This window comes from Paludibacillus litoralis (assembly GCF_037646705.1).
Lineage (GTDB): Bacteria > Pseudomonadota > Alphaproteobacteria > Rhodobacterales > Rhodobacteraceae > Pikeienuella > Pikeienuella litoralis.
In genome coordinates, this window is sequence record NZ_JBBHER010000004.1 from 243,079 (window position 1) to 270,049 (window position 26,971).

The 26,971-nt window shown below is 66.5% G+C and carries 19 protein-coding genes; 3 read left to right on the plus strand and 16 right to left on the minus strand.

Translation table 11 applies throughout. The features are described 5' to 3' along the window. Nucleotides 1–62: 62 nt before the first annotated feature. From WG921_RS07980 to WG921_RS08015, 8 genes are all read right to left on the minus strand, one after another. Nucleotides 63–2,396 (minus strand): hybrid sensor histidine kinase/response regulator, encoded by a 2,334-nt coding sequence (locus WG921_RS07980; RefSeq protein WP_340108684.1) that lies wholly within the window; start codon nucleotides 2,394–2,396, stop codon nucleotides 63–65. A gap of 130 nt (nucleotides 2,397–2,526) precedes the next feature. Further along, nucleotides 2,527–3,696: an RsmB/NOP family class I SAM-dependent RNA methyltransferase gene (locus tag WG921_RS07985; RefSeq protein ID WP_340108685.1), complete on the minus strand. Its 1,170-nt coding sequence runs from the start codon at nucleotides 3,694–3,696 to the stop codon at nucleotides 2,527–2,529. 598 nt (nucleotides 3,697–4,294) lie between these two features. Continuing rightward, a complete protein-coding gene (acs, locus tag WG921_RS07990; RefSeq protein WP_340108686.1) occupies nucleotides 4,295–6,241 on the minus strand; it encodes an acetate--CoA ligase in 1,947 nt (648 codons plus the stop codon). Between the two features lie 33 nt (nucleotides 6,242–6,274). Then, entirely contained in the window at nucleotides 6,275–7,024 is a 750-nt protein-coding gene (locus WG921_RS07995) for an ABC transporter ATP-binding protein (protein WP_340108929.1), read from the minus strand. 62 nt (nucleotides 7,025–7,086) lie between these two features. Beyond that, nucleotides 7,087–7,842, minus strand: a complete 756-nt coding sequence (locus WG921_RS08000; RefSeq protein ID WP_340108687.1) for an ABC transporter ATP-binding protein — start codon at nucleotides 7,840–7,842, stop codon at nucleotides 7,087–7,089. An 11-nt stretch (nucleotides 7,843–7,853) separates the two neighbouring features. After that, complete coding sequence (locus tag WG921_RS08005; protein WP_340108688.1) at nucleotides 7,854–9,053, minus strand: branched-chain amino acid ABC transporter permease; 1,200 nt, start codon at nucleotides 9,051–9,053, stop codon at nucleotides 7,854–7,856. A 3-nt stretch (nucleotides 9,054–9,056) separates the two neighbouring features. Next, on the minus strand, nucleotides 9,057–10,088 hold the full coding sequence (locus WG921_RS08010; protein ID WP_340108689.1) for a branched-chain amino acid ABC transporter permease: 1,032 nt from the start codon (nucleotides 10,086–10,088) through the stop codon (nucleotides 9,057–9,059). Between the two features lie 115 nt (nucleotides 10,089–10,203). Beyond that, entirely contained in the window at nucleotides 10,204–11,550 is a 1,347-nt protein-coding gene (locus tag WG921_RS08015) for a substrate-binding protein (protein WP_340108690.1), read from the minus strand. Between the two features lie 190 nt (nucleotides 11,551–11,740). On the opposite strand from WG921_RS08015, the gene WG921_RS08020 reads away from it, so the two are divergent. Both WG921_RS08020 and WG921_RS08025 read left to right on the plus strand, forming a co-directional pair. After that, on the plus strand, nucleotides 11,741–13,207 hold the full coding sequence (locus WG921_RS08020) for a helix-turn-helix domain-containing protein (RefSeq protein WP_340108691.1): 1,467 nt from the start codon (nucleotides 11,741–11,743) through the stop codon (nucleotides 13,205–13,207). 253 nt (nucleotides 13,208–13,460) lie between these two features. After that, nucleotides 13,461–16,634 (plus strand): hypothetical protein, encoded by a 3,174-nt coding sequence (locus WG921_RS08025; RefSeq protein ID WP_340108692.1) that lies wholly within the window; start codon nucleotides 13,461–13,463, stop codon nucleotides 16,632–16,634. Nucleotides 16,635–16,679: 45 nt separating this feature from the next. On the opposite strand, the gene WG921_RS08030 is transcribed toward WG921_RS08025, so the two are convergent. The 5 genes from WG921_RS08030 to WG921_RS08050 all read right to left on the minus strand — a co-directional run bounded on the left by WG921_RS08030 (nucleotide 16,680) and on the right by WG921_RS08050 (nucleotide 21,380). Further along, nucleotides 16,680–17,666, minus strand: a complete 987-nt coding sequence (locus WG921_RS08030) for a branched-chain amino acid ABC transporter permease (protein ID WP_413788574.1) — start codon at nucleotides 17,664–17,666, stop codon at nucleotides 16,680–16,682. Nucleotides 17,667–17,671: 5 nt separating this feature from the next. Beyond that, nucleotides 17,672–18,559 (minus strand): branched-chain amino acid ABC transporter permease, encoded by an 888-nt coding sequence (locus WG921_RS08035; protein WP_340108693.1) that lies wholly within the window; start codon nucleotides 18,557–18,559, stop codon nucleotides 17,672–17,674. A gap of 81 nt (nucleotides 18,560–18,640) precedes the next feature. Then, nucleotides 18,641–19,822 (minus strand): ABC transporter substrate-binding protein, encoded by a 1,182-nt coding sequence (locus WG921_RS08040; protein ID WP_340108694.1) that lies wholly within the window; start codon nucleotides 19,820–19,822, stop codon nucleotides 18,641–18,643. A 63-nt stretch (nucleotides 19,823–19,885) separates the two neighbouring features. Then, nucleotides 19,886–20,638, minus strand: a complete 753-nt coding sequence (locus WG921_RS08045) for an ABC transporter ATP-binding protein (RefSeq protein ID WP_340108695.1) — start codon at nucleotides 20,636–20,638, stop codon at nucleotides 19,886–19,888. Then, entirely contained in the window at nucleotides 20,631–21,380 is a 750-nt protein-coding gene (locus WG921_RS08050; RefSeq protein WP_340108696.1) for an ABC transporter ATP-binding protein, read from the minus strand. Before WG921_RS08050 ends, WG921_RS08045 begins: the two co-directional genes overlap by 8 nt. 303 nt (nucleotides 21,381–21,683) lie before the next feature. Here WG921_RS08050 and WG921_RS08055 point away from each other — a divergent pair, with 303 nt between their 5' ends. After that, nucleotides 21,684–22,778 carry a TRAP transporter substrate-binding protein gene (locus WG921_RS08055; protein ID WP_340108697.1) on the plus strand — a complete coding sequence of 365 codons (1,095 nt, stop codon included), beginning with the start codon at nucleotides 21,684–21,686 and terminating at the stop codon, nucleotides 22,776–22,778. Between the two features lie 58 nt (nucleotides 22,779–22,836). Here the strand turns inward: WG921_RS08055 and WG921_RS08060 are convergent, their stop codons facing one another. The 3 genes from WG921_RS08060 to WG921_RS08070 form a co-directional block, all read right to left on the minus strand. After that, complete coding sequence (locus tag WG921_RS08060; protein ID WP_340108698.1) at nucleotides 22,837–24,195, minus strand: hypothetical protein; 1,359 nt, start codon at nucleotides 24,193–24,195, stop codon at nucleotides 22,837–22,839. A 156-nt stretch (nucleotides 24,196–24,351) separates the two neighbouring features. After that, a complete protein-coding gene (locus tag WG921_RS08065) occupies nucleotides 24,352–25,422 on the minus strand; it encodes a tellurite resistance/C4-dicarboxylate transporter family protein (protein ID WP_340108699.1) in 1,071 nt (356 codons plus the stop codon). Nucleotides 25,423–25,665: 243 nt separating this feature from the next. Then, nucleotides 25,666–26,970 carry a TRAP transporter large permease gene (locus WG921_RS08070; protein ID WP_340108700.1) on the minus strand — a complete coding sequence of 435 codons (1,305 nt, stop codon included), beginning with the start codon at nucleotides 26,968–26,970 and terminating at the stop codon, nucleotides 25,666–25,668. Nucleotide 26,971: the final 1 nt, after the last annotated feature.

Genomic DNA, 26,971 nt, shown 5'->3' on the forward strand with positions numbered 1-26,971 from the left:
GTCAGGAGAACAAATAGGGAATATTCTTTTTTTCCGTCAGGGCCGGCGCCCCCGGCCGCGCCTCATCCTGCGCCGGTCATTTCGCGCGCACTTTCCTTTCGCCGAACCGGCGGGCATCTCTCCTTCACCGCGACGCCGAGCTCCTCCAGCGAGAACGGCTTCGCGAGGAAGCTGCAGTTTTCTATCTTGTTCAGGCCCTTGCTGAACACATCTTCAGCGTAACCTGACGTGAATATGACGGAAAGCCATGGTCGCGCGCGGCGCGCCTCGCGCACCCATGCGGGCCCGTCGAGCCCCGGCATCACCACGTCCGACACCACCAGATCCACCTCCACCGCCGGATCGTCAAGGATGGCGAGCGCGGCTTCCGCGTGTTCGGCTTCAATCACGTCGTATCCGCGAAGACGAAGCGCGCGCGCCGCAAATGCGCGAACCGAGGCTTCGTCTTCGACCAGGAGAACCCGCCCCGCGCCGGTCAGATCTGTCGCCTGAGCGGACCGCTCACGCGCGCTCTCAGGCGTCGCCGCCGCCTCCAGCCGCGGGATCAGAAGCGTGAACACCGAACCCACGCCCGGTTCGCTATCAACGAAGATGAAGCCGCCGGTCTGCTTGACGATGCCATATGCGGTGGAGAGGCCCAGCCCGGTGCCCTCCCCCTGCCGTTTTGTCGTGAAAAAGGGCTCGAAGACCTTCGCTCGCGTCTCGTCGCTCATTCCCATGCCGCGATCGGTGATCTCGATCCGCACATAATCTCCGACCGGCGCCACCGCCCGATCCCGCCGCAGCTCTTCGCGCAGGGTTTCGTTTCGGCAATCGATCCGGACCTCGCCACCTTCCGGCATCGCGTCCCGGGCGTTGACCACGAGATTCAGGATAACCTGTTCGAATTGCCTCTGATCGACCCAGACGGGCCATAGCGCCGGCTCGCAATTCAGCCGCAGCGTCACCCGCTCGCCGAGCAGCCGGTCGAAAAGATGGCCGAGCTCGTCCATGACGTCGGGGAGACGGCAGGCCCGCGGGTCCAGTTTCTGTTGGCGGGAGAAGGCCAGCAACTGGCGCACCAGCGCGGCGGCGCGGTTGGCGTTCTGCCGGATCTGGGTCAGGTCTCCGAAATCGGGGTCAGTCTCGTCGCGGCGCATCGCCATCAGGTCGCAATGGCCGAGAATCGCGGTCAGGAGATTGTTGAAATCATGCGCGACGCCGCCCGCGAGCTGACCTACCGCCTGCATCTTCTGAGACTGGACGAATTGACGCTCTTTCGCCTCCAGATCGGTGGCGTCCCAGAGCACGGCGAGAATCTCGTGCGAGTCGCCCGTAATCGGCTTCATCGCGATCTGGAGATAAAGCTCGCGGTCGCGCCGCGTGGCGCGTGCGAGATCCGGGCGCCCGGCGCCCCTCCCCGCCGCCGCTTCCGCGATGCGCGCCCCGATCGGCCGTCCGAGTCCCTGCACCACCTCGCTGAACGCCGCATTCTCGACCGCGTCCGGGCCGAGCAGAGCCGTCGCGGCCGCATTCATCGCCTCGATCACCCCCGCCGCCGACAGTCGGACCAGCGCCACCGGCGCCTCCTCGAAAAACGTCGTGCCCGGCGCGCCGCGCGCCAGCGCGGTCATCGGGAAGATCAGCGCGCCTGTCGCCCCACCCGAAAGAGGCGCGGCGGCGACGATCGCGCGCCCCGCCTCTGGCAACATGGTCTCGGCGTGCCCGCGCCCCTCCGTTCGCGCCTCGTCCAGCGCGGCGAAGGCGGCGGCCTGATCGACAGCGCCCAACGCCTCGAACGCGGCGTTCGCCTCCCGGATCTCGCCATCCGTCCGACGAACGGCGAACGCGTAGACGGCGCCCTCATGGCTCGCCGCCGGCTCTTCCGGCTCCGGGGTCAGCGTCCAGATCAACTGGCGCTTCCGCTCGGCGCGCCCGACCCGGATTGACAAAATCCGGCCATCCGGCCCCGGCCTGCGCTCCAGCGCCACGCCTTCGCGAAGCGCCTTGTTCGCCAGTCGGTAAACCAGGGCGTCGCCCGCCGCCTCGTCCCCCGTCAGCGCTCCCAGGCGAGGCCCGAGGGAGCGCCCTCGGGTCGCCATTGAGCCGAAGGCCGGATTGCAGAGAAGCAGCCGCCCCTGATCATCGCTGAGCGCGGCCGGCGCGCCGGCGCGCCCATGAAGCGCCGCGAACCCCGCCGCCGCGTTCGCCCGGCCCCGGCGGATGAGAACCGCGACCGAGGCTCCCGCCCCCGCGATGGCCACTGCGCCAACGATGACCCGGAGCGTGTCCGAGGCGACCGACGGCGCGCCTTCTGAAAGAAGAAACGCGCCGCCCCCCGCCAGAACGAGGGACGCCAGCGCAAGAGCGAGCCACGGCCAAGCCTGAGCGTTCTCGCCGCCTTCGGGTTCAGCCATAGAACTCACCTGAAGCCTCAAAACATGCCGATCTATGCGACCTTAGACGTTAACGGTGAGTTAACGAACAATCCGCAGTAATTTTCGCAATAGCGTTTAAAATTCAGCGCCGCCGTTGGTAGGCGGCCATTCACGCCGCAGTCATAACAGCGCAGAAAAATCCATCGGCGCCTTCATCCGGCAAATGGCGCATGCGCGCAATTTCCGTCAGACGATGCTCTCGCTGAAAAAGGTCGGCCTGCGCCGCATTCTCCGCCGACAGGATTGAGCATGTCGCATAGGCGATGCGGCCGCCTGGCTTCAGATACGCCAGCGCGGCGGCGAAAGCCGCGCGTTGATCGGCGATCCGGGTCGCCAGAAGATCCGGCGTCAGCCGCCATTTCGTTTCCGGATCCCGCCGCCAGGCGCCCGAACCTGAACAGGGCGCGTCGACGAAAACAAGATCGCAGGCGCCGCGGAGCGCACCGAGAACCGCGCCATCCGCAATCTCCACCTTTGCGCCGGCCCTGGCCGCGCGCGCCGGAATATCGCGCATCCGAATCGGCGACACGTCATGCGCGATCACCCTGCCCCTCCCGCTCATCAATGACGTAAAAGCGAGCGCCTTACCCCCTCCACCCGCACAAAAATCCAGCACGGTCTCTCCCGGCGCAGGCGCGGCGAGCGCGGCCGCCATCTGGCTCGCTTCATCCTGCGGCTCGGCCCAGCCGTCGACGAGGACTCGGCTCCCGGCGACACGCGCTCCGGGCTTGCAACGGATCGCGCCGGGCGTGGGGAGCGCGGCGGCGTCTACGCCATCCGCCGCGAGCGCCGAGAGAACTCCGTCCCGGTCCGCCTTCAGCCGATTGACCCGCAGATCCACCGGCGCGCGGTGCGAGAGCGCCTCCATGACCGCCGCGTAGCGCGCGCCGAGGTCCTCCTTGAGGATCGGCTCCAGCCAGTCAGGGTGATCGAAACGCACCGGGTCGGGCGCAGCGCGCCGCCGCCCCGTCGCCTCCGCTTCCGTCAGCGGCGCGGGCGCATGGCCCACGCCGGAGAAGATCTCTTCAATCGGCCAGCCTTCCGAGAGCGCAAGCCCATGCGCCAGTCCCCGCCCGCCTGTGGCGCCGGACAGCGCGCCGAGAGATCGTCGCCGGCGCAGGCATGTGTAGACAATGTCCCCGACCGCCCGCCGATCGCCGGAGCCGGCGTAGCGATTGGCGCGCCCCCAACCGCGCAGGAGCGGCTCCATGCGGCCCGCGCCAGCCTCCCATGCGTCCAGAAGACTGATCGCGGCGGCGACCCGCGCGGCGGGCGTCACGCCCCGCGCCCCAAAGCGTCGGGGCTCCGGCCCGAGGCGAAGCCCGCCTTCATGATCGTCGGATCGCCGGCTGCGCCGACCCGCCTCGAAACATCCACGAGCCCATCCTATCCAACAATTCGGGTTCTTTCATGCGATCCGCGCGGCGTCATCGCCCGCCACCTTACCCGCGCGCGCCTCGCCTTCAGGATTTTAGGGATCGCCTTTGACGATGTCCACGTTCCAACCCGCCATACAGTCGGCTGAGCGCGGCGGCGCCTTGGGGCGCTTTTCGCAAGCCGCCGGCCAAGACGCCGAAACGTTCGGACGGCCCGAACGGCGGAGGACCGACCCGCGATCCGACGCTCATGTTCAGGACCATGGCCGCCCCAGGCGCTGCATGGCCGTTCGGAGGATCAGGGCGGGCCATTCCACGCGCATCCCAACGGGCCGGCGCGGCGGAGACCCTGTTCGCCGTCTCGACAAGCGCGTCGTCAACACCGGCTATCTGGCCGCGCGCGAGCGGATCGTCGCCGCGGCGCCGAAATCAACCGACCAGCGATCTCCGGTCGGATCAGGCGAAGAGCCCGCCTTCAGGACGGGCCCTTCGCTTTTCGCGTTAGCGGTTTAGCCGATGCTCGATCAGGTCATCGACCACTGTCGGGTCCGCCAGCGTGGAGATGTCGCCGAGCGAGTCATGCGTATTCTCGGCGATCTTCCGGAGGATGCGCCGCATGATCTTGCCCGAGCGGGTTTTCGGCAACTCGGGCGCCCATTGGATCAGATCCGGCTTGGCGAAAGCGCCGATCTCCTTGCGCACCCAGTCGGAGAGCTCCTTCTTCAACTCGTCCGTCGGCGTCTCCTTGTCCATCAGCGTGACATAGACATAGATGCCCTGCCCCTTGATCTCGTGCGGGTAGCCGACCACGGCGGCTTCGGCCACCTTGGGATGGGCGACAAGGGCGCTTTCGAGTTCGGCCGTCCCCATCCGGTGACCGGAGATATTGATCACGTCGTCGACGCGGCCGGTGATCCAGTAATACCCGTCCTTGTCCCGCCGGCAGCCATCGCCGGAGAAATAATGCCCCTTGAAGTCCGAAAAATAGGTGGAGACGAACCGCTCATGATCGCCATAGACGGTCCGGAACATGCCGGGCCACGCGGACTTCATGCAGAGGACCCCCTCCGCCTCGACCGTCTTGATCTCCTCGCCGGTCTTCGGGTCGAACACCGCCGGCTCGATGCCGAAGAAAGGCAGCGTGGCCGAGCCGGGCTTGGTCTTGGTGGCGCCGGGCAGAGGGCTGATCAGAATCCCGCCATTCTCGGTCTGCCACCAGGTGTCGACGATCGGGAGGCGCCCCTTGCCGACCACTCTTTGGTACCAAAGCCACGCTTCGGGGTTGATCGGCTCGCCGACCGAACCAAGAAGCCGGAGAGAGGAAAGATCCGCCGCCTCGACGAATTTCTCGCCCTGCCCCATCAACGCGCGGATCGCCGTCGGCGCTGTGTAGAACTGGTTCACCTTGTGCTTTTCGCAGACCCGCCAGAAGCGGCTGGCGTCCGGGTAGGTCGGAACCCCCTCGAACATCAGCGTCGTCGCCCCGTTCGCGAGCGGCCCGTAGACGATATAGCTATGTCCGGTGACCCAGCCGACATCGGCGGTGCACCAATAGATGTCCCCATCGTGATAGTCGAACACGAGTTGATGCGTCATCGCGGCGTAAAGAAGATACCCGCCCGTGGTGTGCACGACCCCCTTCGGCCGCCCGGTCGAGCCGGACGTGTAAAGGATGAAAAGCGGGTCCTCCGCCGACATCTCCTCATAGGGGCACTCGTCGCTCGCGGCCTTCATCTCCGCGGTCAGATCGAAGTCGCGCCCATCGGTCCAGGTCGTCTGACCGCCGGTGCGCTTGACGACAAGGCATCGCACCTTGTCCGAGCAATGCTGCAGGGCGACGTCCGCATTGGACTTCAGCGCGGTTTTTCTGCCGCCCCGCGGCGCTTCGTCGGCGGTGATCAGGATCTTCGCATCGCTGTCGTTGATACGGCTCGCCAGAGCATCCGAACTGAACCCCGCGAAGACGACCGAATGCACGGCGCCGATCCGGGCGCACGCCAGCATGGCGTACGCGGCCTCGGGAATCATCGGCATGTAGAGAACGACGCGATCGCCCTTGGTGACGCCATGCGCCTTCAGGACATTCGCCAGCCGACAGACCTGCGCGTGAAGCTCACGATAGGTGATCGCCGCATCCGTCGCCGGGTCGTCGCTCTCCCAGATGATCGCCGTCTGGTCGGCGCGCGTCGCGAGATGCCGATCGACGCAGTTCGCACATACGTTCAACGCGCCATCCTCGAACCAACGGATCGAGACGTTGTCATGTGCGAAACTGGCGTTCTTCACTTTCGTGAACGGCTTGATCCAGTCAAGCCGCGCGCGCGCCTCGTCGCCCCAGAAACCATCCGGATCGGCGATCGAGCGCGCATACATCTCCTTGTATTTCGCCTCGTCGACATGTGCGCGTTTCACGACATCAGCCCCGGGGGCGATCACCTTCTCGGTCATGACGGATCCTTTTGTCAGTCTTCATCTGCAAACTCAAAGCGCCAGGTACTCCTGCCGCAATCCGGCGTCTTCCAGAACTTCCCGCGCCGCGCCGTCAAATGCAACCTGCCCCATATCGAGAATGATCGCCCGATCCGCGAGCCGCAACGCGGCGATGGCGTTCTGCTCGACGATCAGCGTCGTCATGCCCAGCGATTTGATATGCTCCAGCGTCTTCTCGATCTCCTGCACGATCACCGGGGCCAACCCTTCATAGGGTTCATCCAGAAGAAGAAGCTTCACATCGCGCGCCAGCGCGCGGCCGATGGCCAGCATCTGCTGCTCTCCGCCAGAGAGCGTGGCGCCGTCCTGTTTCCGCCGTTCGCCCAGGCGCGGGAAAAGGCCGTAGATCTCGTCGATCGACCAGCCCTTCGGCGGTGCGATCTGGGCCAGTTGCAGATTCTCCTCCACCGAAAGCCCGGGGATGATCCGTCGATCCTCCGGCACCAGACCGACGCCGACCCCCGCCGCCTGATACGCCTTCATCTGGTGCAGGGGTTTTCCGTCGAGCCAGATCTCCCCTTTGGCGAGTTGCGGCGCGGCGACCCGCGCGATGGCGCGGAGGGTTGAGGTCTTCCCCGCGCCGTTCCGGCCCAGCAGCGCCACGATCTCGCCTTCGCGGATATCGAAGCTGACGCCCTGAACGATGTAACTCTCGCCGTAATATGCGTGAACGTCTCTGACGGAGAAGTAAGGCGCCGCCGCGCCGGCGTTGGCCGGTTTCTCCACGTGATCCTCCAGCATAGCCTCGCAAACGTCGTCGAGCGGACCCATCTGCACGCCTCCGTTCTCTTCTTTCCGTGGCGTCAATTATGCGCGACGCCAAGGTAAGCTTCCTGGACTCTGAGGTCGCCTTTGATGTCCTCCGGCAGCCCCTCGACAATTGGCGCGCCCTGCGCCAGCACGGTGATCCGCTGCGCGAGACTGAAGACGACATGCATGTCGTGTTCGATCACCACCATGGTGACGCCCGTTTCGCTGATCTGCTTCAGAAGATCGATAGTGGCGTTGGTGTCCGCCCGCGCCATGCCCGCCGTCGGCTCATCGAGCAGCAGCAATTTCGGCTTCTGAACGAGCCCCATCGCCAGCTCGAGCCGCCGCTTGTCGCCCCGGCTGAGGGTGTTGGCGATTTCGCCTCGCTTCGCGCCCATACCGACCTCGACCAGCGCGTCCTCCGCCGCTTCGCGAATAGCGGCCTCGCCCTGGAGCGGCGACCAGAGCGAAGGGCGATACGCCCCGTCCCGCTTCGCGAAAGCCGGGATCATCACATTCTCGAGCAATGTCAGTTCGCCGAAGATCTCCGGCGTCTGAAACACCCGCGTCACTCCCGCCTGATTGATCTGGTGCGGCTTCAATCCGATCAGCGAGACCCCGTCGAAGATCACCGACCCGGTGTCAGGGATCAACCTGCCCACGAAACAGTTCAGAAGCGTGGATTTGCCGGCGCCGTTCGGGCCGATGATCGCATGAACCGTGCCTTCACGCACGTCGAGATTGACGTTGTCGAGCGCCTGAAGGCCGCCGAAGCGCTTGTTCACATTCTGTACGGAAAGAATTCCCATCGCCGCTCCCCCTATTCCGCCGGCGTCGAGATCCGACGGCGGACCCCGCCGCCTTCATCTCCGCCGCGCCGCGTCCCGAGGAGACGGTTGAAGCCTTCCATCAGGCCGCCCGGCAGGAAGATCACGACCAGCATGAAGATCGCGCCAAGCGTCAACTGCCAGCCCTTACCGACGAAAAGATGCAGGATCCAGATCACGACGTCGGCCACTCCGTCCGGCAGGAAATTGAACCAGGCGTCGAGCACATTGTCGTTGATCTTCGAAAAGATGTTTTCGAAATACTTGATCACACCCGCGCCGAGCACCGGGCCGAGCATCGTGCCGGCGCCGCCGAGGATGGTCATCAGAATGACCTCGCCGGAGGCGGTCCATTGCATCCGGTCGGGGCCCACCAACGGATCGGTCGCCGCCAGCAACCCTCCGGCGAGCCCGGCGTACATGCCTGAGATCACGAACGCCGTCAGCATGTAGGGCCGTGAGTTGACGCCAGTGTAGTTCAGCCGGTTCTGGTTCGTCTTCACCGCCCTCAGCATCATCCCGAACGGCGACCGGAAGATCCGCAACGCGATGTAGAACGCGCAAATCAATGCGATGGCGCAGAAATAATAGCCGGCGTTGAACTGGAAGCTCCATCCTCCCAGATTCAGGACGCCCGTCGCGTTCATGTCCAGGCCGAACAGCGTCGTCACCGGCAGCGAGCCTGTCGTGTTCGCAGCGTCCAGGATTCGCGGGTCGCTCAACGTAAGCTGGAGCCCCGTCTCGCCATTCGTGATCGGCGTCAGCACCGAATAGGCGAGATTGTAGCTCATCTGCGCGAAGGCCAGCGTCAGGATTGAGAAATAGATCCCCGACCGGCGCAGCGAGATGAACCCGATGGCGAGCGCGAAAAGCCCGGAGACGACGATCGCGAGGATCAACGCCGGCAGGATGTTCATGCTCAGCAGCTTGAACATCCAGACCGCCGAATAGGACCCGACGCCGAGAAAAGCGGCATGGCCGAAGGAGAGGTAGCCGGTGAGCCCGAAGAGGATGTTGAAGCCGATCGCGAAGATCCCGTAGATCGCGAACCGCTGCATCAGATCGGGGTAGCCGGCGTTGAACAGCGCCAGCGGGCTGTCCCCCGGAAACGGGTTCAGGATGAAGGGCGCGAACAGCGCGACGAGCGCGATCAACCCCAGAAGCTGTAAATCTTTTCTGTCGAGGCTGAACATGCCTTACTCCTCCATCACGCCCTTGCGCCCCATCAAGCCACGCGGCCTCGTGAGCAGGATGATTATGGCGACGAGATAGATGATGATCTGGTCGATCCCCGGCACAATCGACTTCAACTCGTTCATCGACGCGAAGCTCTCGAGTATGCCGAGCACGAACCCCGCGATCACCGCGCCCGGCAGCGACCCCATGCCGCCGACGACCACGACGACGAAACTGAGCACCAGGAAATCCATGCCCATGTGATAGTTCGGCGAATTGATCGGCGCGTACATCACCCCGGCGAGGCCCGCGACCGCGGCGGCGACGCCGAACATCAGCGTGAAGCGCTTGTCGATATCGATGCCAAGCAGGCCCACCGTCTCCCGATCCGCCATGCCCGCGCGCACGACCATGCCGAACGTGGTGAAGCGCAGGAAACTGAATACGGCGCCGATCACCACCGCCGAAAACAGGAAGTAGATCAGTCGCCAATAGGGATAGATCACCGCGTTCGGTTCGAACCCGACGAGCACGCCGAAATCGAGCGAGCCGACGAAGGCGTCGGGCGCAGGCGTCGGGATCGGGTTGGCGCCGAACATCGCCTTGACGATCTCCTGCAGCACGATGGCGAGACCGAAGGTGACGAGGATCTGGTCCGCGTGCGGGCGCTTGTAGAAGTGCCGGATCAGGCCGCGCTCCATCACGTAGCCGATCAGCAGCATGATCGGAATCGCAACGAGGATCGACAGCGGCACCGACCAGTCGATGATCGCGTGGCCGATCGCATCGCCGAACCAAGTGTCGACATAGGGCGTCTCGACCTTAAGCGGATTGCCGAGAAAATCCTTCTTCGTCGGGTCGATGGTGACGCTGGAGATGTTGAACAATCTTTGCAGCGACACCGCGCAGAAGGCGCCGATCATGAAGAGCGCGCCATGCGCGAAGTTCACCACACCGAGCGTTCCGAAAATCAGCGTCAGCCCCAGCGCGATCAACGCGTAGGCGCTGCCCTTGTCGAGGCCGTTCAGAATCTGGAGCAGGATGGCGTCCATCGGGTCCTACCGTTCATTGCAAGCGCGGGCCGTTCATCGACGGCGCGGGTGTCGGAACCGAGCGTCTGCGCCAGCCTCTTCGCTGGCGCAGACGGTTCTCAGATCAATCCCGCGCTCAGGCGCCCGGGTTGCACTTGCCGAGTTCGCCGCCGGCGAACATCGGATGGTCGGGCGCATATTCGACCTGCGCCCGCGGCGTGGTCTCGACGATTTCGAGCGCGTCGAACTCGTTCTCGGGCTCGTCCTTGCCCTTCACCACCAGCACGTCCATGAAGCACTGGTGATCGGCGGCGCGATAGAGCGTCGGCCCGTTGCCAAGCCCGTCGAACTCGAACCCTTCCAGCGCCTCCGCGATCCCGCAGGGGTTGAACGTGCCGGCCCGGGCCGCCGCATCGGCGTAGAGCAGGGTCTGCGCGTAACAGGTCTGCGCGGCCTGCGACGGCGGGAAGCCGTATTTGGTGCCGAAGGACTTCACGAAGGCCTTGGTGCCCTCGTCCTGCAGCGTCCAGGACCAGTTGCTGGAGCCGAAGACGCCCTTCACGGCCTCGCCCGCGCCCTTCGCCATCAGCTCCGAGTACAGCGGCACGACGATCTCGAAATTCTTGCCGTTGACCTGCTTGTCGCGAAGGCCGAACTGAACCGACTGCGTCAGCGAGTTCACCATGTTGCCGCCGTAGTGGTTCAGCATCAGCACATCGGCGCCCGAGTTCAGAACCGGCGCGATGTAAGAGGAGAAGTCGGTGGTGGCGAGCGGCGTCAGCACGTTGTTCACCGTCTCCCAGCCGATCGCCTCGGTGGCGGCCTGCATCGATTGCTGCTGCGTCCAGCCCCAGGTGTAATCCGCGGTCAGGTGATAGACCTTGCGATCGGCGCCGTAATTCTTCAGCAGCACCGGCGCCAGCGCGGCGGCGGACATGTAGGCGTTGAAGAAGTGCCTGAAGCCGTTGGCCTTCTTGTCCTTGCCGGTGGTGTCGTTGGAGTGGGTGAGCCCGGCCATGAAGATGATCCCGGCCTCCTGACAGAGGCTCTGCACCGCGACCGCGACGCCGGAGGACGAACCGCCGGAGATCATCAGCACGCCGTCCTTCTCGATCATCGACTTGGCGGAGGCGCGCGCGGCGTCAGACTTGGTCTGGGTGTCGCCGGAGACATAGGCGACCTTGTTGCCGAGGACGCCGTCGCCCTTCAACTCCTTCGAGGAGAAGGTCGCGAGCATGCCGCCGTCGCCCTCGCCATTCAGATGTTCGACGGCGAGCTGGAACGCGCGGAGCTCGTCCATCCCCTCGTCGGCGTAGGGGCCGGTCTGCGGCACGTTGAAGCCGAGCGTGACCGTGCCGTTGGTCGGCTCGTTCAGATACGCGGCGTGCGCCTTGCTGGTGAAGATCGTCGGCATCGCAAGGCCGGCGCCAAGCGCGGCGCCGCCCTTGAGAAGGCCCCGGCGATTAAAGCTAAATTGAGACATGCGTCTCCTCCCATTGCGACCGACTTGGCGAAAGGTGGGTTTCGGGGTGTCGGAATTGGTTGTTTGTGGAGTGAGCATCGCGCCGGTTGGAAAATTAGTCAATAACTCCTTGACCTAGCACGGAAATTCTGTAAATTTATTCACCGGCGGATATGTTTATTTGTCAATTGTTTACACATTTGGAGATGAAATGACGGCTGGGCAAAGACTTCCCGCAGCGCAGCGAAGGCTCACCGGGCTTCGGATCCGGGAGCGGCGGCGGCGCCTGGGGTTGAAGCAGAACGAGCTGGCGGCGCGGGTCGGCGTCTCGGCCGCCTATCTGAATCTGATCGAGAGCAACAAGCGCAAGATCGGCGGGGCGCTGCTGATTCGGATCGGGCGGGAGCTTTCGCTTTCGCCCGATCAGCTGGACGGGCTGGCGGAGCGGCGCCTCCGCGAGGACCTGATCGAGCTGGCGGCGGAGCCGGGGCTCACCGGCGCGGACGCGCGCCCGAGCGCGCCCGAGGAGTTCATCGCCCGGTTCCCGGCCTGGGCGCGCGCCGCCGCCACGCTCCATCAGCGCTGGCGCGCGGCGACGGCGGAGGCGGAGGCGATGGCCGACCGGCTGGCGCACGACCCCGCCCTCGGCGCGGCGGTCCATGAGATGCTGACGGAGATCAGCGCGCTCCGCTCCACCGCCGAGATCCTGACCGAGGGGCGCGCGGTCGCCCCGGCGCAGCGGCGGCGCTTCGAGCAGATCATGTTCGAGCAATCCTCCCGCCTCGCCGTCACCGGCGCCGGGCTCGCCGCGTATTTCGACGATTCCGCCTCGGCGCGCAGGCGCCCCGCCCCGGTCGGCGCGGCGGAGGAGGCGCTGAGCGGCGGCCATGAGCTCGCGGAGGCGCTGGAGCAGATGGCGACGACCGCGCGCGCGACCCTCGCGGGGGACGATTTCGAGACCGCGCTGCGGAAGGCGACGCCGCGCCCGCCGGACGCGCCGCCCGACGCCGGACGGGCGGAGCGGCTCGCCCTTCTCGCGCCCGCCTACGCCGCGCAGACCCGCCGGCGCGCGCTCTTCGACCTCGCGGAGCCGTACGCGCCGGCGGGCGAGGAGGACGCCGACGAGATTCTCGTGCTGATCGAGACCGAACTGGCGCGGCGGCTGGCCGACGCGATGCTGGCGCCCGCAAGCGGGTTCATCGCGCTCGGCCGGCGGCTCGGCTGGGATGTCGGCGCGCTGGCGCGCGCGCTCGACGGCGACGCCGCGCTCGCGATGCGGCGGATCGCCTGCCTCGGCGCCCTCGGCGCGCCGAGGGCCGCGCATATCGTGGCGGACGCGTCGGGGCGGGTGCTGGAGCGGCGCGGCGCGCTCGATCTTCTGCCGCTGAGCCGGCGGCTCGACTGCCCGGTCTGGCCGGCGCACCGGGCCGAATCCGGCCCGCCGCTGGCGCGCCTCCTGACGCATGCGGACGGCGCGCGCGCGCTCGCCATCGCGGTGAAGCGGCCGAGCGGCATGGCGACCGACATGCTGGTGCTGGACCCGGACGCGATCGAGGGCGCGGCCTACGCCGCCCTCACGGCCGCCGGCGCCGCGCCGCCGGAGCCGGTCGGCCCCGATTGCCGGATCTGCGCGCATGACGCGTGCCCCTGGCGGCGCGAGCCGCCGATCACCGGCTGACGGGGCGCCCCGGCCATGCCGGCGCCCTGGCCGCATCCTGGCCAATCGCCTTATATAACACGGGAAAAATACAACTTGATTCTACTTTAGGTTGAGTTTTGCGAATGCGATGTTTATCCGCGCGGCGCCTCATGCTACGGAATCTGCGTTATGCTACGGATTTCGCGTTGGTCTATCGCGTCAGCCGCGACTGTCGATCCGATGAATCCGGCCCGCCGGATTCCAATAAACCACACCGGGCGAGGGTTCCGAATTGAAAATCTCCGTTTCCAGCAGCGCTGAACTTCTGTCCGCCGTCGAGCAGGCGAAGGGCGGCGAACGCATCGAACTCCAGAGCGGAGACTATTCGAGCCTCGCCCTCAGGAACTTCACCTTCACCAACCCGGTGACCATCACCAGCGCGGACACGGACGCGCCGACGGTGTTCGGCGGCCGGTTCGCCATCATGGAGAGCGCGGGGATCCGGCTCGAATCGATCAACTTCCATCTCGCCGACGACGAGCCGCTCGATCAGCTCATCCAGGTCAACATTCACGGATCCGAAGACATCGTCCTGAGCGACATCTCCGTGGTCGGCAGGGTTCCGGGCCCGGGCGAAGGGATCGCGCAGGAAGACCTGACGCGCGCCAATTACGGCGCCGTGAAGCCGATTGAAGGCCAGCCACACGGCGTGGGCGTCACCCTGCGCGACAGCAAGGACGTGACGCTGGAGCGCGTGGACGTCGCGACGCACCGAACGGCGGTCGTCATCCGCGACATGGACGGCGTCACGGTGCGGGATTCGCACCTGCATGACATCCGCAACGACGGGATCACGATCACGGAGTCGAACGACATCCTGATCGCCGACAATCTTTTCGACAATTTCTTTCCGATGCTGTCCGCCACCGACGATTTCATGCGCGACCATTCGGATTTCATCCAGTACTGGGGCACACACGGCTCGCGCGGGATAGACGGGCTGGAGATCAGCGGCAACGTGATGCTGCAGGGCGGCGGCAACGCCGGCCAGACCCAGGCCATCTTCGGGAGGATCGCGGAATCCTCCGGCGACATCGAGAACATCGTGTTCAAGAATTTCTCGATCCACGACAACCTGATCAACACCTCGCACCCGCACGGGATCGTGGTCAGCGACGTGGAGGGCGCCGAGGTCCACCACAACACGATCCTGCCGGCGCCGCTGGACCCGACCATGCCCAGCTCGACGGACGGGCACCCCTGGATCACGATCACCACAGACGCCCGGCGCGGGACCGACGGCGCGTTCGATCTCAGCCGCGGCCACATGCCGGAGGATGTGACGGTCGAGCAGAACCTCGTCGTCGGCGCGAAGGACGGCGACGGCGTTCGCGTCCTCCACCTCACCCCGCAGGAGCAGGCGGCGCATGACGTCGCGATCGCGGACAATGCGATGCTGACGACGAACCCGATCTCCGCGAATTTCTGGGGCCGGCTGTTCCCGCAGCTTCTGGACGACCCGGCGACCGATGTTTCAGCCCTGATCGGGCTCGACATCGGCGGCGTCCGCGACCTCGCCCCGTGGCTGATCGAAGCGGCGGCGGCGATCAATACGACGCCGCCCGATCTGGTCTCCGGCGGCCCGGGCGACGACGTTCTCGTCGCGGCCGAGCTCAGCGACGCGCCGGACGTGAAGCTGAACGGCGGCGACGGCGACGACCGCCTCATCGGCGGCGACGGGCTCGACACGCTCTATGGCGGCGCCGGCGACGACGTGATGACCGGCGGCGCGCGGGGCGACATGTTCAGCCTGAGCGCGCCGGCGCGCGGCGGCTTCGAGACCGACGTGATCACCGACCTGAATTTCGCGGAAGGCGACCATATCAGCCTGACGGACGGATTTTCCCACGGGTTCTTCGGCGACCGGCCCGGCCCGGACAGCGCGCTCGTGCTCGTCGGCCGCTCAGCGGTGATCTCCAGCGACGCGGCGCTCGCGGAGCTGGCGGAGAACCGCAATATCAGCCTGAACGAGACGGCGGCGGGCGACCTGGAGATCGTCTTCGATCTCGACGGGCGCGGCGTCCCCGATTACGTGGTGCGGCTGGAAGGCTACGCCGCGACATACCGGGGCGACGCGGAGGACGGAGGGCCGAGCGGCGGCGCCGACGACGACACGCCGCCGCCAGCCCCCGATGGCGACAAGACCGAGGGCGACGGCCAGGACCAGAGCGGCGGCTCGGACCACGCCGACGGCGGCGGCGGCGACGGCGCGGCCGGGGACGGCGGCGGACCGGACGTGGCCGATGGCGAGGGCGGCGGCGAGGGCGGCGGCGGCGACGACGCGGCCCGGGGCGGCGACGGATCGGACGTGGCCGACGGCGGCGATGGCGGCGCCCGGAGCGACGACGGCGCGTTCGTCTTCAAGATCCCGGACGGCCCGAACGGCGGCCATGACCTGATCGAGAATCTCGCCCTCGCCGGCGGCGACAGCCTGACGCTGACCACGGAGACCCCGTTCACCGTGTTCGAGCAGAGCGGCGCGCGCCACATCCGGTTCGACGATGGCGGCCATGACGTCCTGATCCAGAGCGACGCCGCGCTGGCCGAACTGGCCAGGCTCGGCCTCGCGCGGTTCACGTTCGACCAGGACGGCGTCACCATCTCCTTCGACCTCGAACGGGACGGCTTCGACCCGATCGACAGCGGCTATCGGCTGACCATCCAGGGCGACTCCGCCCAGGCGCTCGCGGCGCGCTTCGGCGACGCCGCGCCGCAAACGCCGCCGACCGCCCCCCCGGCCCCGCCGGAGGAGCGCGCCGGGCCGGAGGATCTCCTGATCGAGGCGCCGGATTTCGCGGGCGGCGAGACCATCCACCTCGACGGCTTTCCGCCCGGCTATTTCAGCGGGATCTTCGGCGCGCGCGCGGCGGACGGCTCGGCGCTGGAGATCGCCTCGCTCGGCGATCTCGCGACGCTGGCGCGCCATCCTCTCGCCAGCGTCGCGCGCGGCGACGGCGCCGGCGCGGCGGTGATCCGCTTCTCGCTCGACGACGGAAACGAAGCGGCGCTGACGGTGGACGGGCTCACGCTCGGCGCCGTCGATCAGATCGTCGACGGCGGCGACGGGCCGGCGCCGCAGGGGCGCGCGGGCGCCGACCGGTTCACGCTCTCCGGCGGCCGCGCCGTGGACGGCGCGCTCGAGCTCAATTTCGACGAGCGCGACTCGCTCATCTTCAGCGGCTTCGAGAATGGCCGGTTCGAGGATGGATTCGCCAACGGCTCCGCCCTCATCGTCCGCTCGCTGGACGCGCTCGCCAGCCTGGCGGAGCGCGACGGCTTCTCGGTCGCGACCGGGGCCGCGGACGGCGTCCTCCTCACCTACGAGACGGCGGCGGGGATCTCGACCATCGACATCATCCTCGGCCACGAGGGCGCGGCGGCCTACGACAGTCTCCTCTTCGCGTGAGGCGCGGCGGGGCGGCGCCTCACCCGAACGAGGCGCCGCCTGACGCTATAGCGGGCGCTTGAGCCAGCGGGAGAGGACGCCGATGATCCCCTCGCGGAACAGGAGCACGCCGAGGACGAAGATCGCCCCCTGGATCACCATCACCCAGGCGCCGAACGTGGTGAGATAGTTCTGCATCGTCACGATCACCGCGGCGCCGACCAGCGGCCCGAAGATCGTGCCCATGCCGCCGAGAAGGGTCATCAGCACCACCTCGCCGGACATCATCCAGTGCACGTCGGTCAGCGAGGCGAGCTGGAAGACCTGGCTCTTCATCGCCCCCGCCAGCCCCGCCATCGTCGCCGAGAGGACGAAGACCAGCAGCTTGTAGCGGTTGACCTGGTAGCCGAGCGAGACCGCGCGCGGCTCGTTCTCGCGGATCGCCTTCAGGACCTGCCCGAACGGCGAATGGGTGACCCGGTAGAGAAAGAGGACGCCGCCGAAGGTCACGGCGAGGACGAAGTAATAGAGGTTGATGTCTTCGCGCATCGAGATCAGGCCGAAAAGGTCGTTGCGCGGCACCGACTGGATGCCGTCCTCGCCGCCGGTGAAGCCGGCCTGAAGGGCGACGAAATAGAGCATCTGCGCGAAGGCGAGGGTCACCATCGCGAAATAGATGCCCTGACGGCGGATCGACAGCGAGCCGATCACGAGGCCGAGAAACGCCGCCGCCGCCGCGCCGCAGAGGACGGAGAGCTCCGGCGTGAGCCCCCAGACCTTGGCGGCGTGGGCGGCGATATAGCTCGCGCCGCCGAAATAGGCCGCGTGGCCGAAGGAGAGCAGCCCGCCGAAGCCGAGCAGCAGGTTGAACGCGGCCGCGAACAGCGCGAAGCACATCAGCTTCATCACGAAGACCGGATAGAGCAGGAACGGCGCGACCATCAGCAGCGCCAGCAGCCCGACGAAGATCGCCTTGTGCAGCCCCGGCATGCCGACCCCGCGCGGGGCGGGCGCCGATCCGGCGGCGGCGGCGGCGGCCGCATGCGCCTTCATCGCCATCACGCGGCCCTCCCGAACAGACCCTCGGGTTTGATCAGGAGCACGATCGCCATGATCACGAAAATCACCACTGCGGATCCCTCCGGATAGAAGACGCGGGTCAGCCCCTCGACGATGCCGAGCCCGAACCCGGTCAGGATCGAGCCGAGGATCGAGCCCATCCCGCCGATGACCACGACCGCGAAGACGACGATGATCAGATCCGCGCCCATGTTCGGATTGACCGAATAGATCGGCGCGGCCAGAACCCCGGCGAACCCCGCCAGGGCGACGCCGAAGCCGTAGGTCAGCATGATCATGCGCGGCACGTTGATGCCGAAGGCGCCGACCAGAACCGGGTTCTCGGTCGCGGCGCGAAGATAGCCGCCGAGCCGGGTCTTCTCGATCATGAACCAGGTGCCGAAGCAGATCAGCAGAGACGCCACCACGACCCAGGCGCGATAGACGGGCAGGAACATGAAGCCGAGATTCCACCCGCCGCTGAGCACGGAGGGAATCTGGTACGGGAGGCCGGACACGCCGTAATAGTTCGTGAACAGCCCCTGCAGGATCAGCGCGACCCCGAAGGTCAGCAGCAGACCGTAGAGATGATCCAGATGGTAGAGCTGCGAGATCGTGAACCGCTCCAGCAGGACGCCGAAGACGCCCATGATCAGCGGCGCCAGAATCAGCGCCGGCCAGTAGCCGATCCCGAGATAGGTGAGCAGCATCCAGGCGACGAAGGCGCCCATCATGTACTGCGCGCCATGGGAGAAGTTGATGATGTTCAGCAAGCCGAAGATCACCGCGAGGCCGAGGGAGAGCACCGCGTAGAAAGAGCCGTTGATCAGCCCCAGAAGCAGCTGTCCCATCAGCACTTGCGGCGGTATGCCCAGAAGTTCGAACATGGCGCGGGCCCCGTTTTATCGTTCCATCAATGCTGAGCGGCGCGCCGGATCATCCGACGCGCCGCCTTGCGCGTCTCGCGTTTACTTCTTCGAGAAATCGCACTTGTCGAGCATCGGCAGGAACGCGTCCTCTCCGGAGATCGTGGCGACCTTGTTGTAGAGATCCCACTCGCCCGACGATTCCTCCGGCGTCTTCACCTGGAAGAGATACATGTCGTGGATGCCGCGGCCGTCGGCCCGGATATAGCCCTTGCCGAACAGGACGTCGTCGAAATGCATCTCCTTCATCTTGTCCGCGACCACCCGGCCGTCGGTGGTGCCGGCCGCCTTGACCGCGCGGAGATAGTGCAGCGCGCTGGAGTAGACGCCGGCCTGAACCATGCTGGGCATCGAGCCGTGACGCTCCAGGAAGCGCTTCGACCATTCCCGCGTGCCGTCGTTCTCATCCCAGTAATAGGCCTCGGTCATCGAGAGGCCGGCCCGGGTCTCGGGGCTGAGCGCGTGCACGTCGGTGATGAAGAAGAGCAGCGCGGCGAGCTTCTGCCCGGCCTGGGTGATGCCGAACTCCTCGGCCTGCTTGATCGCGTTGACGGTGTCGCCGCCGGCGTTGGCGAGCCCGATCACGTCCGCGCCGCTGGCCTGCGCCTGCAGCAGGAAGGACGAGAAATCGGTGGCCGGGAACGGCACGTTGACGGTGCCGACGACTTCGCCGCCATTGGCCTCGACGACCGCGGCGGTGTTCTCTTCAAGCGAATGGCCGAAGGCGTAATCCGCGGTGAGGAAGAACCATTTCTTCCCGCCGGCCAGGGTCATCGCCTTGCCGGTGCCGTTGGCGAGGGCCGCGGTGTCATAGGTCCAGTGGATCGTGGTCGGCAGGCACTGCTCATGCGTGAGCGCGGTGGAGCCGGCGCCGGAATTGACGAGAACGCCGTTCTTCTCGTGGGTGATCTGGGCGACGGCGAGCGCGACCGACGAGGTCGGCACGTCGAGGATCGCGGTCACGCCCTCCTCGTCATACCACTTGCGGGCGATGTTGGAGCCGATATCCGGCTTGTTCTGGTGGTCGGCGGAGACGATCTCGATGTTGAGCCCGCCCTCCTCGGCCATGAAATCCTCGGCCGCCATGCGCGCGGCGACGACCGAGCCTTCGCCGGTCAGGTCCGAGTAGATCCCGGAACGGTCGTTCATCACGCCCATCTTGACGTTGATGTCCTGCGCCAGAGCCGGGGCGGCTCCGATCGCGCCGAGAACGGCGGCGGTCATGGCGAATCTTGCTAACATTTCGTCTCTCCCATGTCGCGGCGCATGACGCGCCGGTTTTCAATGTCAAACGCTCAGGTAGCCCTGAATCTTTTCCGTGTTCGCCTCAAGGTCGGCGTTGGGGATCATGTCGATCACCCTGCCCTGCTCGATCACGTAATGCCGGTCCGCGTTCAACGCGGCGAAGCGAAAATTCTGCTCGACCAGCACGATGGTGAAGCCGGCCTTCTTCAGCTCCGCGATGGTGCGGCCGATCTGCTGGACGATGACCGGGGCGAGCCCTTCGGTCGGCTCGTCCAGCAACAGGAGCCGCGCGCCGGTCCGCAGGATCCGGGCGATGGCGAGCATCTGCTGCTCGCCGCCGGAAAGCTTCGTGCCCTGGCTGCGGCGCCGGTCGAGCAGGTTCGGAAACAGGTCGTAGATCCGCGCGACCGACAGCCCGCCCTCGGCGATCCGCGGCGGCAGCATCAGGTTCTCCTCGACGCTCAGCGAAGAGAAGATCCCGCGCTCCTCCGGGCAGATCGCGATGCCGAGCCGCGCGATCTGGCGGGCCTGCATGCCGATGGTCTCGACGCCGTTGAACGCGACCGAGCCGCGGCGCTTGGCGAGGATGCCCATGATCGCGCCCAGCGTCGAGGTCTTGCCGGCGCCGTTGCGCCCGAGCAGCGTCACCACCTCGCCCTGATGGACATGAAACTCCACGCCGTGCAGCGCCTGGCTTTCGCCATACCAGCCTTCGAGCCCGCTGACCGACAGCAGCGCGCCGGCCGCGCTCTTTGCGGCGGCGCTCGGGGGCGGAGATGTGCGCGCGTCAGCCATCGGCGGCTCCAATATAGGCCTCGATCACTTCGGGGGCGTTCGAGATCTCGTCATAGGCGCCCTCCGCGAGGATCTCGCCCCGCGCGAGGACCGTGATCCGATCCGAGAGATTGGCGACCACGGAGAGGTTGTGCTCCACCATCAGGATGGTCCTGCCCTCCCCGATCCGCCGGATCAGCGCGGAGATCCGCTCGACATCCTCCTGCGCCATGCCGGCCATCGGCTCGTCCAGCAGCAGCATCTCGGGATCGAGCGCCAGCGTCGTGGCGATCTCGAGCGCGCGCTTGCGGCCGTAGGAGAGCTCCGCCGCGCGGTGATTCACGAACTCCAGCAGCCCGACCGAGTCGATATGCGCCCGGGCCTGGTCGTCCAGCCGCGCCAGAGCCCGCTCCGAGCGCCAGAAATCATAGCTCTCGCCGCGCTTGCGCTGAAGCGCGATCCGGACGTTCTCCAGCACGGTCAGATCGTTGAACACCGCCGAAATCTGGAACGAGCGCACGATGCCGAGCCGCGCGATCGCCGCCGGAGAGAGGCCGGTGATGTCGCGGCCCGCGTAGACGATCTTGCCCGAGGTCGGCTGGAGAAACTTGGTCAGAAGGTTGAAGCAGGTGGTCTTGCCGGCGCCGTTCGGCCCGATCAGCGCGTGGATCGTGCCCTTCTCGACGGAGAGATCGACATTGTTGACGGCGACGAAACCCTTGAACTCTTTGGTCAGGCCCGTGGCCTGAAGCATCACGCCCATTCCGCCTCGCTCGCGGAGCGCCTGCGTCCCCGTGAAAACAGCCGACCATTCTTCACTACGCCGTCTCCTGAACATGATGCCGAACCGGCGACCCCGGCCGCCGGGGCGGGTGATGCCAAATGTCGGCCGCTCGCGTCAAGCAATATAGCCCGCGAATTCAGCCTTCATCCATATTGACCAGAATGCCCATCAATATACAAGAGAGATCCCGGACCTGTGGGACCATCAATGACTGGAACCGGGCGGCGCCGCTACGTAAATGGGACGCCGGTTCTCAAGATTCGTTTACAAGGGAGTGATATAATGGACCGTCGTTCGTTCATCAGAACCGCCGGCGCCGCCGGGATCGGCGCGGGCGCCAGCGCGCTCGCCGCGCCTGCGATCGCGCAGGGCAACATCACCTGGCGCATGGTCACGACATGGCCGAAGAACTTTCCCGGGCTCGGCGTCGGCGCGCAGCGGCTCGCCGACCGAATCACGGCCGCCTCCGGCGGGCGCCTCACGGTCCAGGTCTATTCGGCGGGCGAACTGGTCCCGGCGCTCCAGTCGCTCGACGCCGTGATCGACGGCACCGCCGAGATGTCGCACAGCGCGGCCTATTACTGGCAGAACAAGTCCCCCGCCCTCACCTTCTTCACCGGCGTTCCCTTCGGCATGACCTCGCGCGAGCTGACGGCCTGGGTGCGCTACATGGGCGGCCAGGAGATCTGGGACGAGGTCTACGACCAGTTCGGCGTTCAGGGATTCCTCTCGGGAGACACCGGGACCCAGGCCGGCGGCTGGTTCCGCGACGAGCTCACCGGGCTTGATTCGGTGAAGGGCCTGCGCTTCCGCACCCCCGGCCTCGGCGGGCGCGTGTGGGAGAAGCTCGGCGTCACCGTCACCAATCTCGCGGCGGGCGACATCTTCCAGGCGCTGCAGTCCGGCACGCTCGACGCGGCCGAGTTCGTCGGCCCCTACAACGATCTCGCGCTCGGCTTCTATCAGGTGGCGAAGAACTACTACTTCCCGAGCTTCGTGGAGCCCGGCCTCGCCACCGAGCTCGTCGTCGACAAGGCGAAATATCAGGCGCTGCCCGACGATCTCCAGGCCATCGTCCGCGATGTCGCGCAGGCGGAATACGATCAGGTCTCGTCGGATTTCTTCGCGAACGATCCGCGCGCCCTGCAGACGCTGGTCAACGATCACGGCGTCATGGTGCGCCAGTTCCCCGAGGACATCGTCGAGGCGGGGGCCGCGGCGGCGAGGGACATCCTTCAGGAGCTGCGCGATTCGGACGATGCGCTGACCAAGAAGACGACCGAGAGCTTCATCGAGGCGCTCAACATCGTCCGCACGCGGTCCGAGAGCATCGACAGCCCGTATATCGTCGCGCGCGAGAAGTATTTCCGGATCTGATCCGGGCGGAAGCGGCCCGCACGCGCCTGGCGGCCGGCCCCGATGGGCCGGCCGTTTTCTATTCCCCGGCCGGAAGAGCCCCGGCCTCCGCCGGATCGGCCTCCTCCGGCGCGCCGAGCTCGGGCGCGTCCCGCGGCTTGACCGGCTTCGGCGGCGGCGCCCGCCAAGATTTCAGGTTCACGCCCACCAGGTCGTAGAAACCCGGGACGATCCGTTCGAGGTCTTCGATGAAGGTCCTGCGCCCCGCGAAGCGCTTGCCGAGACCCTCCACCAGCAGGATCTCGAAGCTGTGCGGCACGGCGCCGGGATTGTCGTTCTGGATCGCGGCGGGGTCCGCCCTGAGCCGCGCGACGGCCTTGCTGGTCGGCGCGCCCCGCCCCGGCCAATGCGCGCGCACCAGCAAGCGGTCGTCATCGTCGGGAAGCATCCGCAGCAGCCAGTTCACCCGCGCCTTGGTCGATTTCCGGTCGGCCGGGGCCTTCACCATCATCGAGACCGAAATCGTGCGCCGGGCCGCATCGGCGCAGATCTCGATGTCGGAGGCGCAATCCGGCACGCGGATGGTCGATGAGAGCGCATGGCGATCCACCAGCTTCGCGCTCTGATCCTTCAAGCGCGCGCCCGGATCGTCGGCGAATCTCCGTTCGATCCGGGCCGTCACCTCGCGGCCCACATGGCTGGATATGTGGAGGCAGAGATCCCGCTCCTCGGCGAACCAGCTGGCGACCGCCGCCTCGACCTCGGGGGAGGATCTTTTCAGCGCCGCGTCGTTGGACACGGCCTGCGCGATGTCTTTCCAGGACGGGGCCATCTGCGTGAAGCGCTCGACGCCCGTGGCCGGATGCGCGAGGAAATGATTGAGCTGGTCGAGAAGATAGGATTGCTCCGGGCCCTCGACCGCCCCGTGATAGCCGAGGATTTCGCAGGTTGTCGCAAGCCTTGGCCAGGACCAGTGAAAGAGGCCGACCTTGCGCAGGAGCATCTTCGGGATGGAGACGGGGGAATGGTCCGCGCGGGCGACGAACTGGTTCGAGATCGTGATCACGGCGTCTATCCTGTTCGCCCGGGCCAGCTCCACGTATTTCTGGACCTGTTCATTCGTCAGCTCGTTCCGGCCGATCTTCGCCTCGACCAGCGCGGACCACCTGGATCGTCCGGTGTCGACGACGATCAACCCGTCCGGCCGGCATCCGACGTCCGTCTCCTCCTTGAGGACGACCTCGGTGAAGGCGCCGATCCGGGTTCGCTTTCCGATGCGCAGGCCGACCGTCGCGAGAACATCTTCGGCGAGAGCGGGGATCTGCGTCATCACCGCGAGGACGATCGACGCGACGCGCTTCTCCTTGCTTGTCTCCGCGAGAATTGGAAAAAGCCTGGCGACATCGCCGCTGACGAGAAAGTCCGGCCGCTCAATCATGAGAATCCCCCCAGTATTCATGGAAGCGTACCCACGACGAAACGAGTCGTAAACATTTGTCTATTGCACAATATGGCGAGGAAGCGCGCCTGAAAGCGATATATCGCCCGAAGGACGCCGCGAATACTATCGTCCCGCGCGCGGGCCGGGCCTGAGTCAGGCCGCGCGGCCGGCGCGTCTGACGGCGTTCAGGTTGCGGAGCAGCGCGATGAACGCGGCGGCCCAGGCCGCGAGCGCGACCCAGAAGAAGGTTTGCGGCAGCCATTCGAGGAATGCGAAGCCGAAGCCCTCGACCATCTCCGAGGTCGCGACGGAATACATGCCGAGCGGGAACACCGCGCCCCAGTAGAGCGGATCATAGGTCAACGGGAAGCGCCGGTAGCCGTGCCGCCAGATCGCCAGGATCACCAGCATCGGAATCCACCAGGTCCCGGACGCCCAGTAGAACACGGTGAATCCCTTGAGAAACGGAAGGATCGACGCGAGGAACGGCGCGTCCCCCGCATTCGCGATCAGGAGGCTCCCCGCCAGGGTCGAGATCGCCATCGCGCCCATGTTGATCCAGTATGGCGGCGAGAGATCGGCCGGCGACAATCGGAAAAACATGTAGCGGTAAAAGATCAGCGTCATCACCCAGATGTAGAGCATCCCCCCCCAGAGCCACATCGAGAGGGCGAAGAAGTTGAGCTCGATCCGATAGGGCCCGACGACGCCCGCCGCCAGCATCGCCGCCAGAACCGCGATCGACTGCGTCGCCACCACCGACAGGAGCCAGGCGCCGCTCAGCCCGCGCACCAGCGGCGGCTTCGCCTTCTTCACGGTGAAGGCGGTGAAGATCGTGTAGGTGAGGGCGAACCAGAGCGCGAGCGCGACGAACCAGAGCCCGAGCGCCACCGCGCGCCACCCGGTCAGCACGATGACCTGCGCGCCGAGAACGCCGGTCGCCGCGACGAAGGTGAAGAAGCCGGGCGCGGTCTTGTGGCTGATGAGATCGGCGAGATAGCGGCGCGGATACCTGAACGCCCGGAGCGCGTTCAGCCCCCAGAGCAGGGCGTAGACCGCGACATTCAGCAGGAAGATCGCCCATGCGAGGCCGAAAAACCCCATCCGCGCCGCCGCGAGCGAGACGATCCCGGTCGCCATGACCATGCCGAAATAGGAGGGAGAGAGCTGCGCGAGGCGCGCGCCGCGGACGGCGACGGGCGCGGACGCCCCGGCCGCGCTCATCGGGAGCGCGCCCGCCCGGCGGCGGCGCGCCGCGGAGCCGGGAAGGATGGAAAGGCCGGCGAAAACACGTTGTCCCACTCCGAAATCGACTGATCGCGCCACCCCGCGCCGCTTCGCCGCCCGGGTCAACCCGTTTCAAGTGACCGATCGGACGGCGCAAGGCAAATCGGGCGCGCGCCGCCGCGCGCCCCGCCCCGGATCGCCCCCGCCTCCGGGCGCCGCGCCGGCGGCGCCCGAACGGCGTTACTGGATCATGTAATTCGGCAGGAAGGTGACGATGCCGGGGAAGGCGGTGATCAGCACGACCGCGACCAGCAGAAGCATGAGGAAGGGCAGCGTGGCGCGCGTGACCTCGCCGAGCCCCCTCCCCGTCATCGACTTCAGGACGATCAGATTGAAGCCGACCGGCGGCGTGATCTGGGCCACCTCGATGACGATCACCGCGTAGATCCCGAACCAGATCGGGTCGATGCCGGCGGCCGCGATCATCGGCAGGACCACCGAGCTGGAGAGAACCAGGATCGAGATGCCTTCGAGGAAACAGCCGAGGATCACGAAGAACCCGGTCAGAACGACGATCAGGCCGGTGGGCGACAGCTCCATCGCGTTGACCCACCCGGCCAGAGCGCGCGGAATGTCGGCGAAGCCCACGGCGATCGTGAGGCAGGCGGCGGAGGCGATGATGAACGCGATCATGCAGGAGATGCGCGTGGCGGACAGCAGGCTCTCCATGAACGCGCTCCACGACAGCGTGCGGTTCCAGGCCGCGATCATCAAGGCGCCGACGATGCCGATCGTCGCGGCCTCGGTCGGGGTCGCGATCCCGCCATAGATCGAGCCGATGATCGCCACGATCAGCGCCAGAACCGGGATCAGCTGCCGCGAGGCGCGGATCTTCTCCCGGAAGCTCATGCGCTCCGGGGTCTCGCCCGCCTTGCTCGGGTTGAGCCAGGACCAGACGGCGATATAGCTGGAGAACAGCGCCACCAGCATCAGGCCGGGAACCACCCCGGCGATGAACAGCCGCGCGACGGATTGCTGCGCGATGACGCCATAGACGATCATGATGATCGACGGCGGAATCAGGAGCCCGAAGGTCCCCGATCCGGCCAGCGAGCCGATCATCATTCGCTCATCGTAATTGCGCCGCTGCAGCTCGGGGATGCTGATCCGGCCGACCGTGGCGCAGGTGACGGCGGAGGAGCCGGAGACGGCCGCCATCACCCCGCAGCCGACCACGTTGATGTGCATCAGCCCGCCCGGCCAGCGCGCGAGCCAGGGCGCGAGGCCGGAGAAGAGATTGGAGGAGAGACCGGAGCGCGACAGGATCTCGCCCATCCAGATGAACAGCGGCAGCGCCGTGAGCGCCCAGTCCCAGCTCGCGCCCCAGATCGCCGAGGCCACGATCTGGCCCGGATCCATCGGCGTGAAGAGCAGGAAGGTGATGATGCTGGCGCCCATGAGCGACAGGGCGATCCAGACGCCGGTGCTCAGCAGGAGCAGGAGCGACCCGGCGATGACCAGCGACGCGATCAGGGGACCATCCATC

Coding starts and splice junctions, on each gene's coding strand:
- WG921_RS07980 (WP_340108684.1), bottom strand. CDS start 2,396: ATGGCTGAACCCGAAGGCGGCGAGAACGCTCAGGCTTGGCCGTGGCTC.
- acs (WP_340108686.1), bottom strand. CDS start 6,241: ATGACCGAGAAGGTGATCGCCCCCGGGGCTGATGTCGTGAAACGCGCA.
- WG921_RS07995 (WP_340108929.1), bottom strand. CDS start 7,024: ATGCTGGAGGATCACGTGGAGAAACCGGCCAACGCCGGCGCGGCGGCG.
- WG921_RS08000 (WP_340108687.1), bottom strand. CDS start 7,842: ATGGGAATTCTTTCCGTACAGAATGTGAACAAGCGCTTCGGCGGCCTT.
- WG921_RS08005 (WP_340108688.1), bottom strand. CDS start 9,053: ATGTTCAGCCTCGACAGAAAAGATTTACAGCTTCTGGGGTTGATCGCG.
- WG921_RS08010 (WP_340108689.1), bottom strand. CDS start 10,088: ATGGACGCCATCCTGCTCCAGATTCTGAACGGCCTCGACAAGGGCAGC.
- WG921_RS08015 (WP_340108690.1), bottom strand. CDS start 11,550: ATGTCTCAATTTAGCTTTAATCGCCGGGGCCTTCTCAAGGGCGGCGCC.
- WG921_RS08020 (WP_340108691.1), top strand. CDS start 11,741: ATGACGGCTGGGCAAAGACTTCCCGCAGCGCAGCGAAGGCTCACCGGG.
- WG921_RS08030 (WP_413788574.1), bottom strand. CDS start 17,666: ATGAAGGCGCATGCGGCCGCCGCCGCCGCCGCCGGATCGGCGCCCGCC.
- WG921_RS08035 (WP_340108693.1), bottom strand. CDS start 18,559: ATGTTCGAACTTCTGGGCATACCGCCGCAAGTGCTGATGGGACAGCTG.
- WG921_RS08040 (WP_340108694.1), bottom strand. CDS start 19,822: ATGACCGCCGCCGTTCTCGGCGCGATCGGAGCCGCCCCGGCTCTGGCG.
- WG921_RS08045 (WP_340108695.1), bottom strand. CDS start 20,638: ATGGCTGACGCGCGCACATCTCCGCCCCCGAGCGCCGCCGCAAAGAGC.
- WG921_RS08050 (WP_340108696.1), bottom strand. CDS start 21,380: ATGGGCGTGATGCTTCAGGCCACGGGCCTGACCAAAGAGTTCAAGGGT.
- WG921_RS08055 (WP_340108697.1), top strand. CDS start 21,684: ATGGACCGTCGTTCGTTCATCAGAACCGCCGGCGCCGCCGGGATCGGC.
- WG921_RS08060 (WP_340108698.1), bottom strand. CDS start 24,195: ATGATTGAGCGGCCGGACTTTCTCGTCAGCGGCGATGTCGCCAGGCTT.
- WG921_RS08065 (WP_340108699.1), bottom strand. CDS start 25,422: ATGAGCGCGGCCGGGGCGTCCGCGCCCGTCGCCGTCCGCGGCGCGCGC.
- WG921_RS08070 (WP_340108700.1), bottom strand. CDS start 26,970: ATGGATGGTCCCCTGATCGCGTCGCTGGTCATCGCCGGGTCGCTCCTG.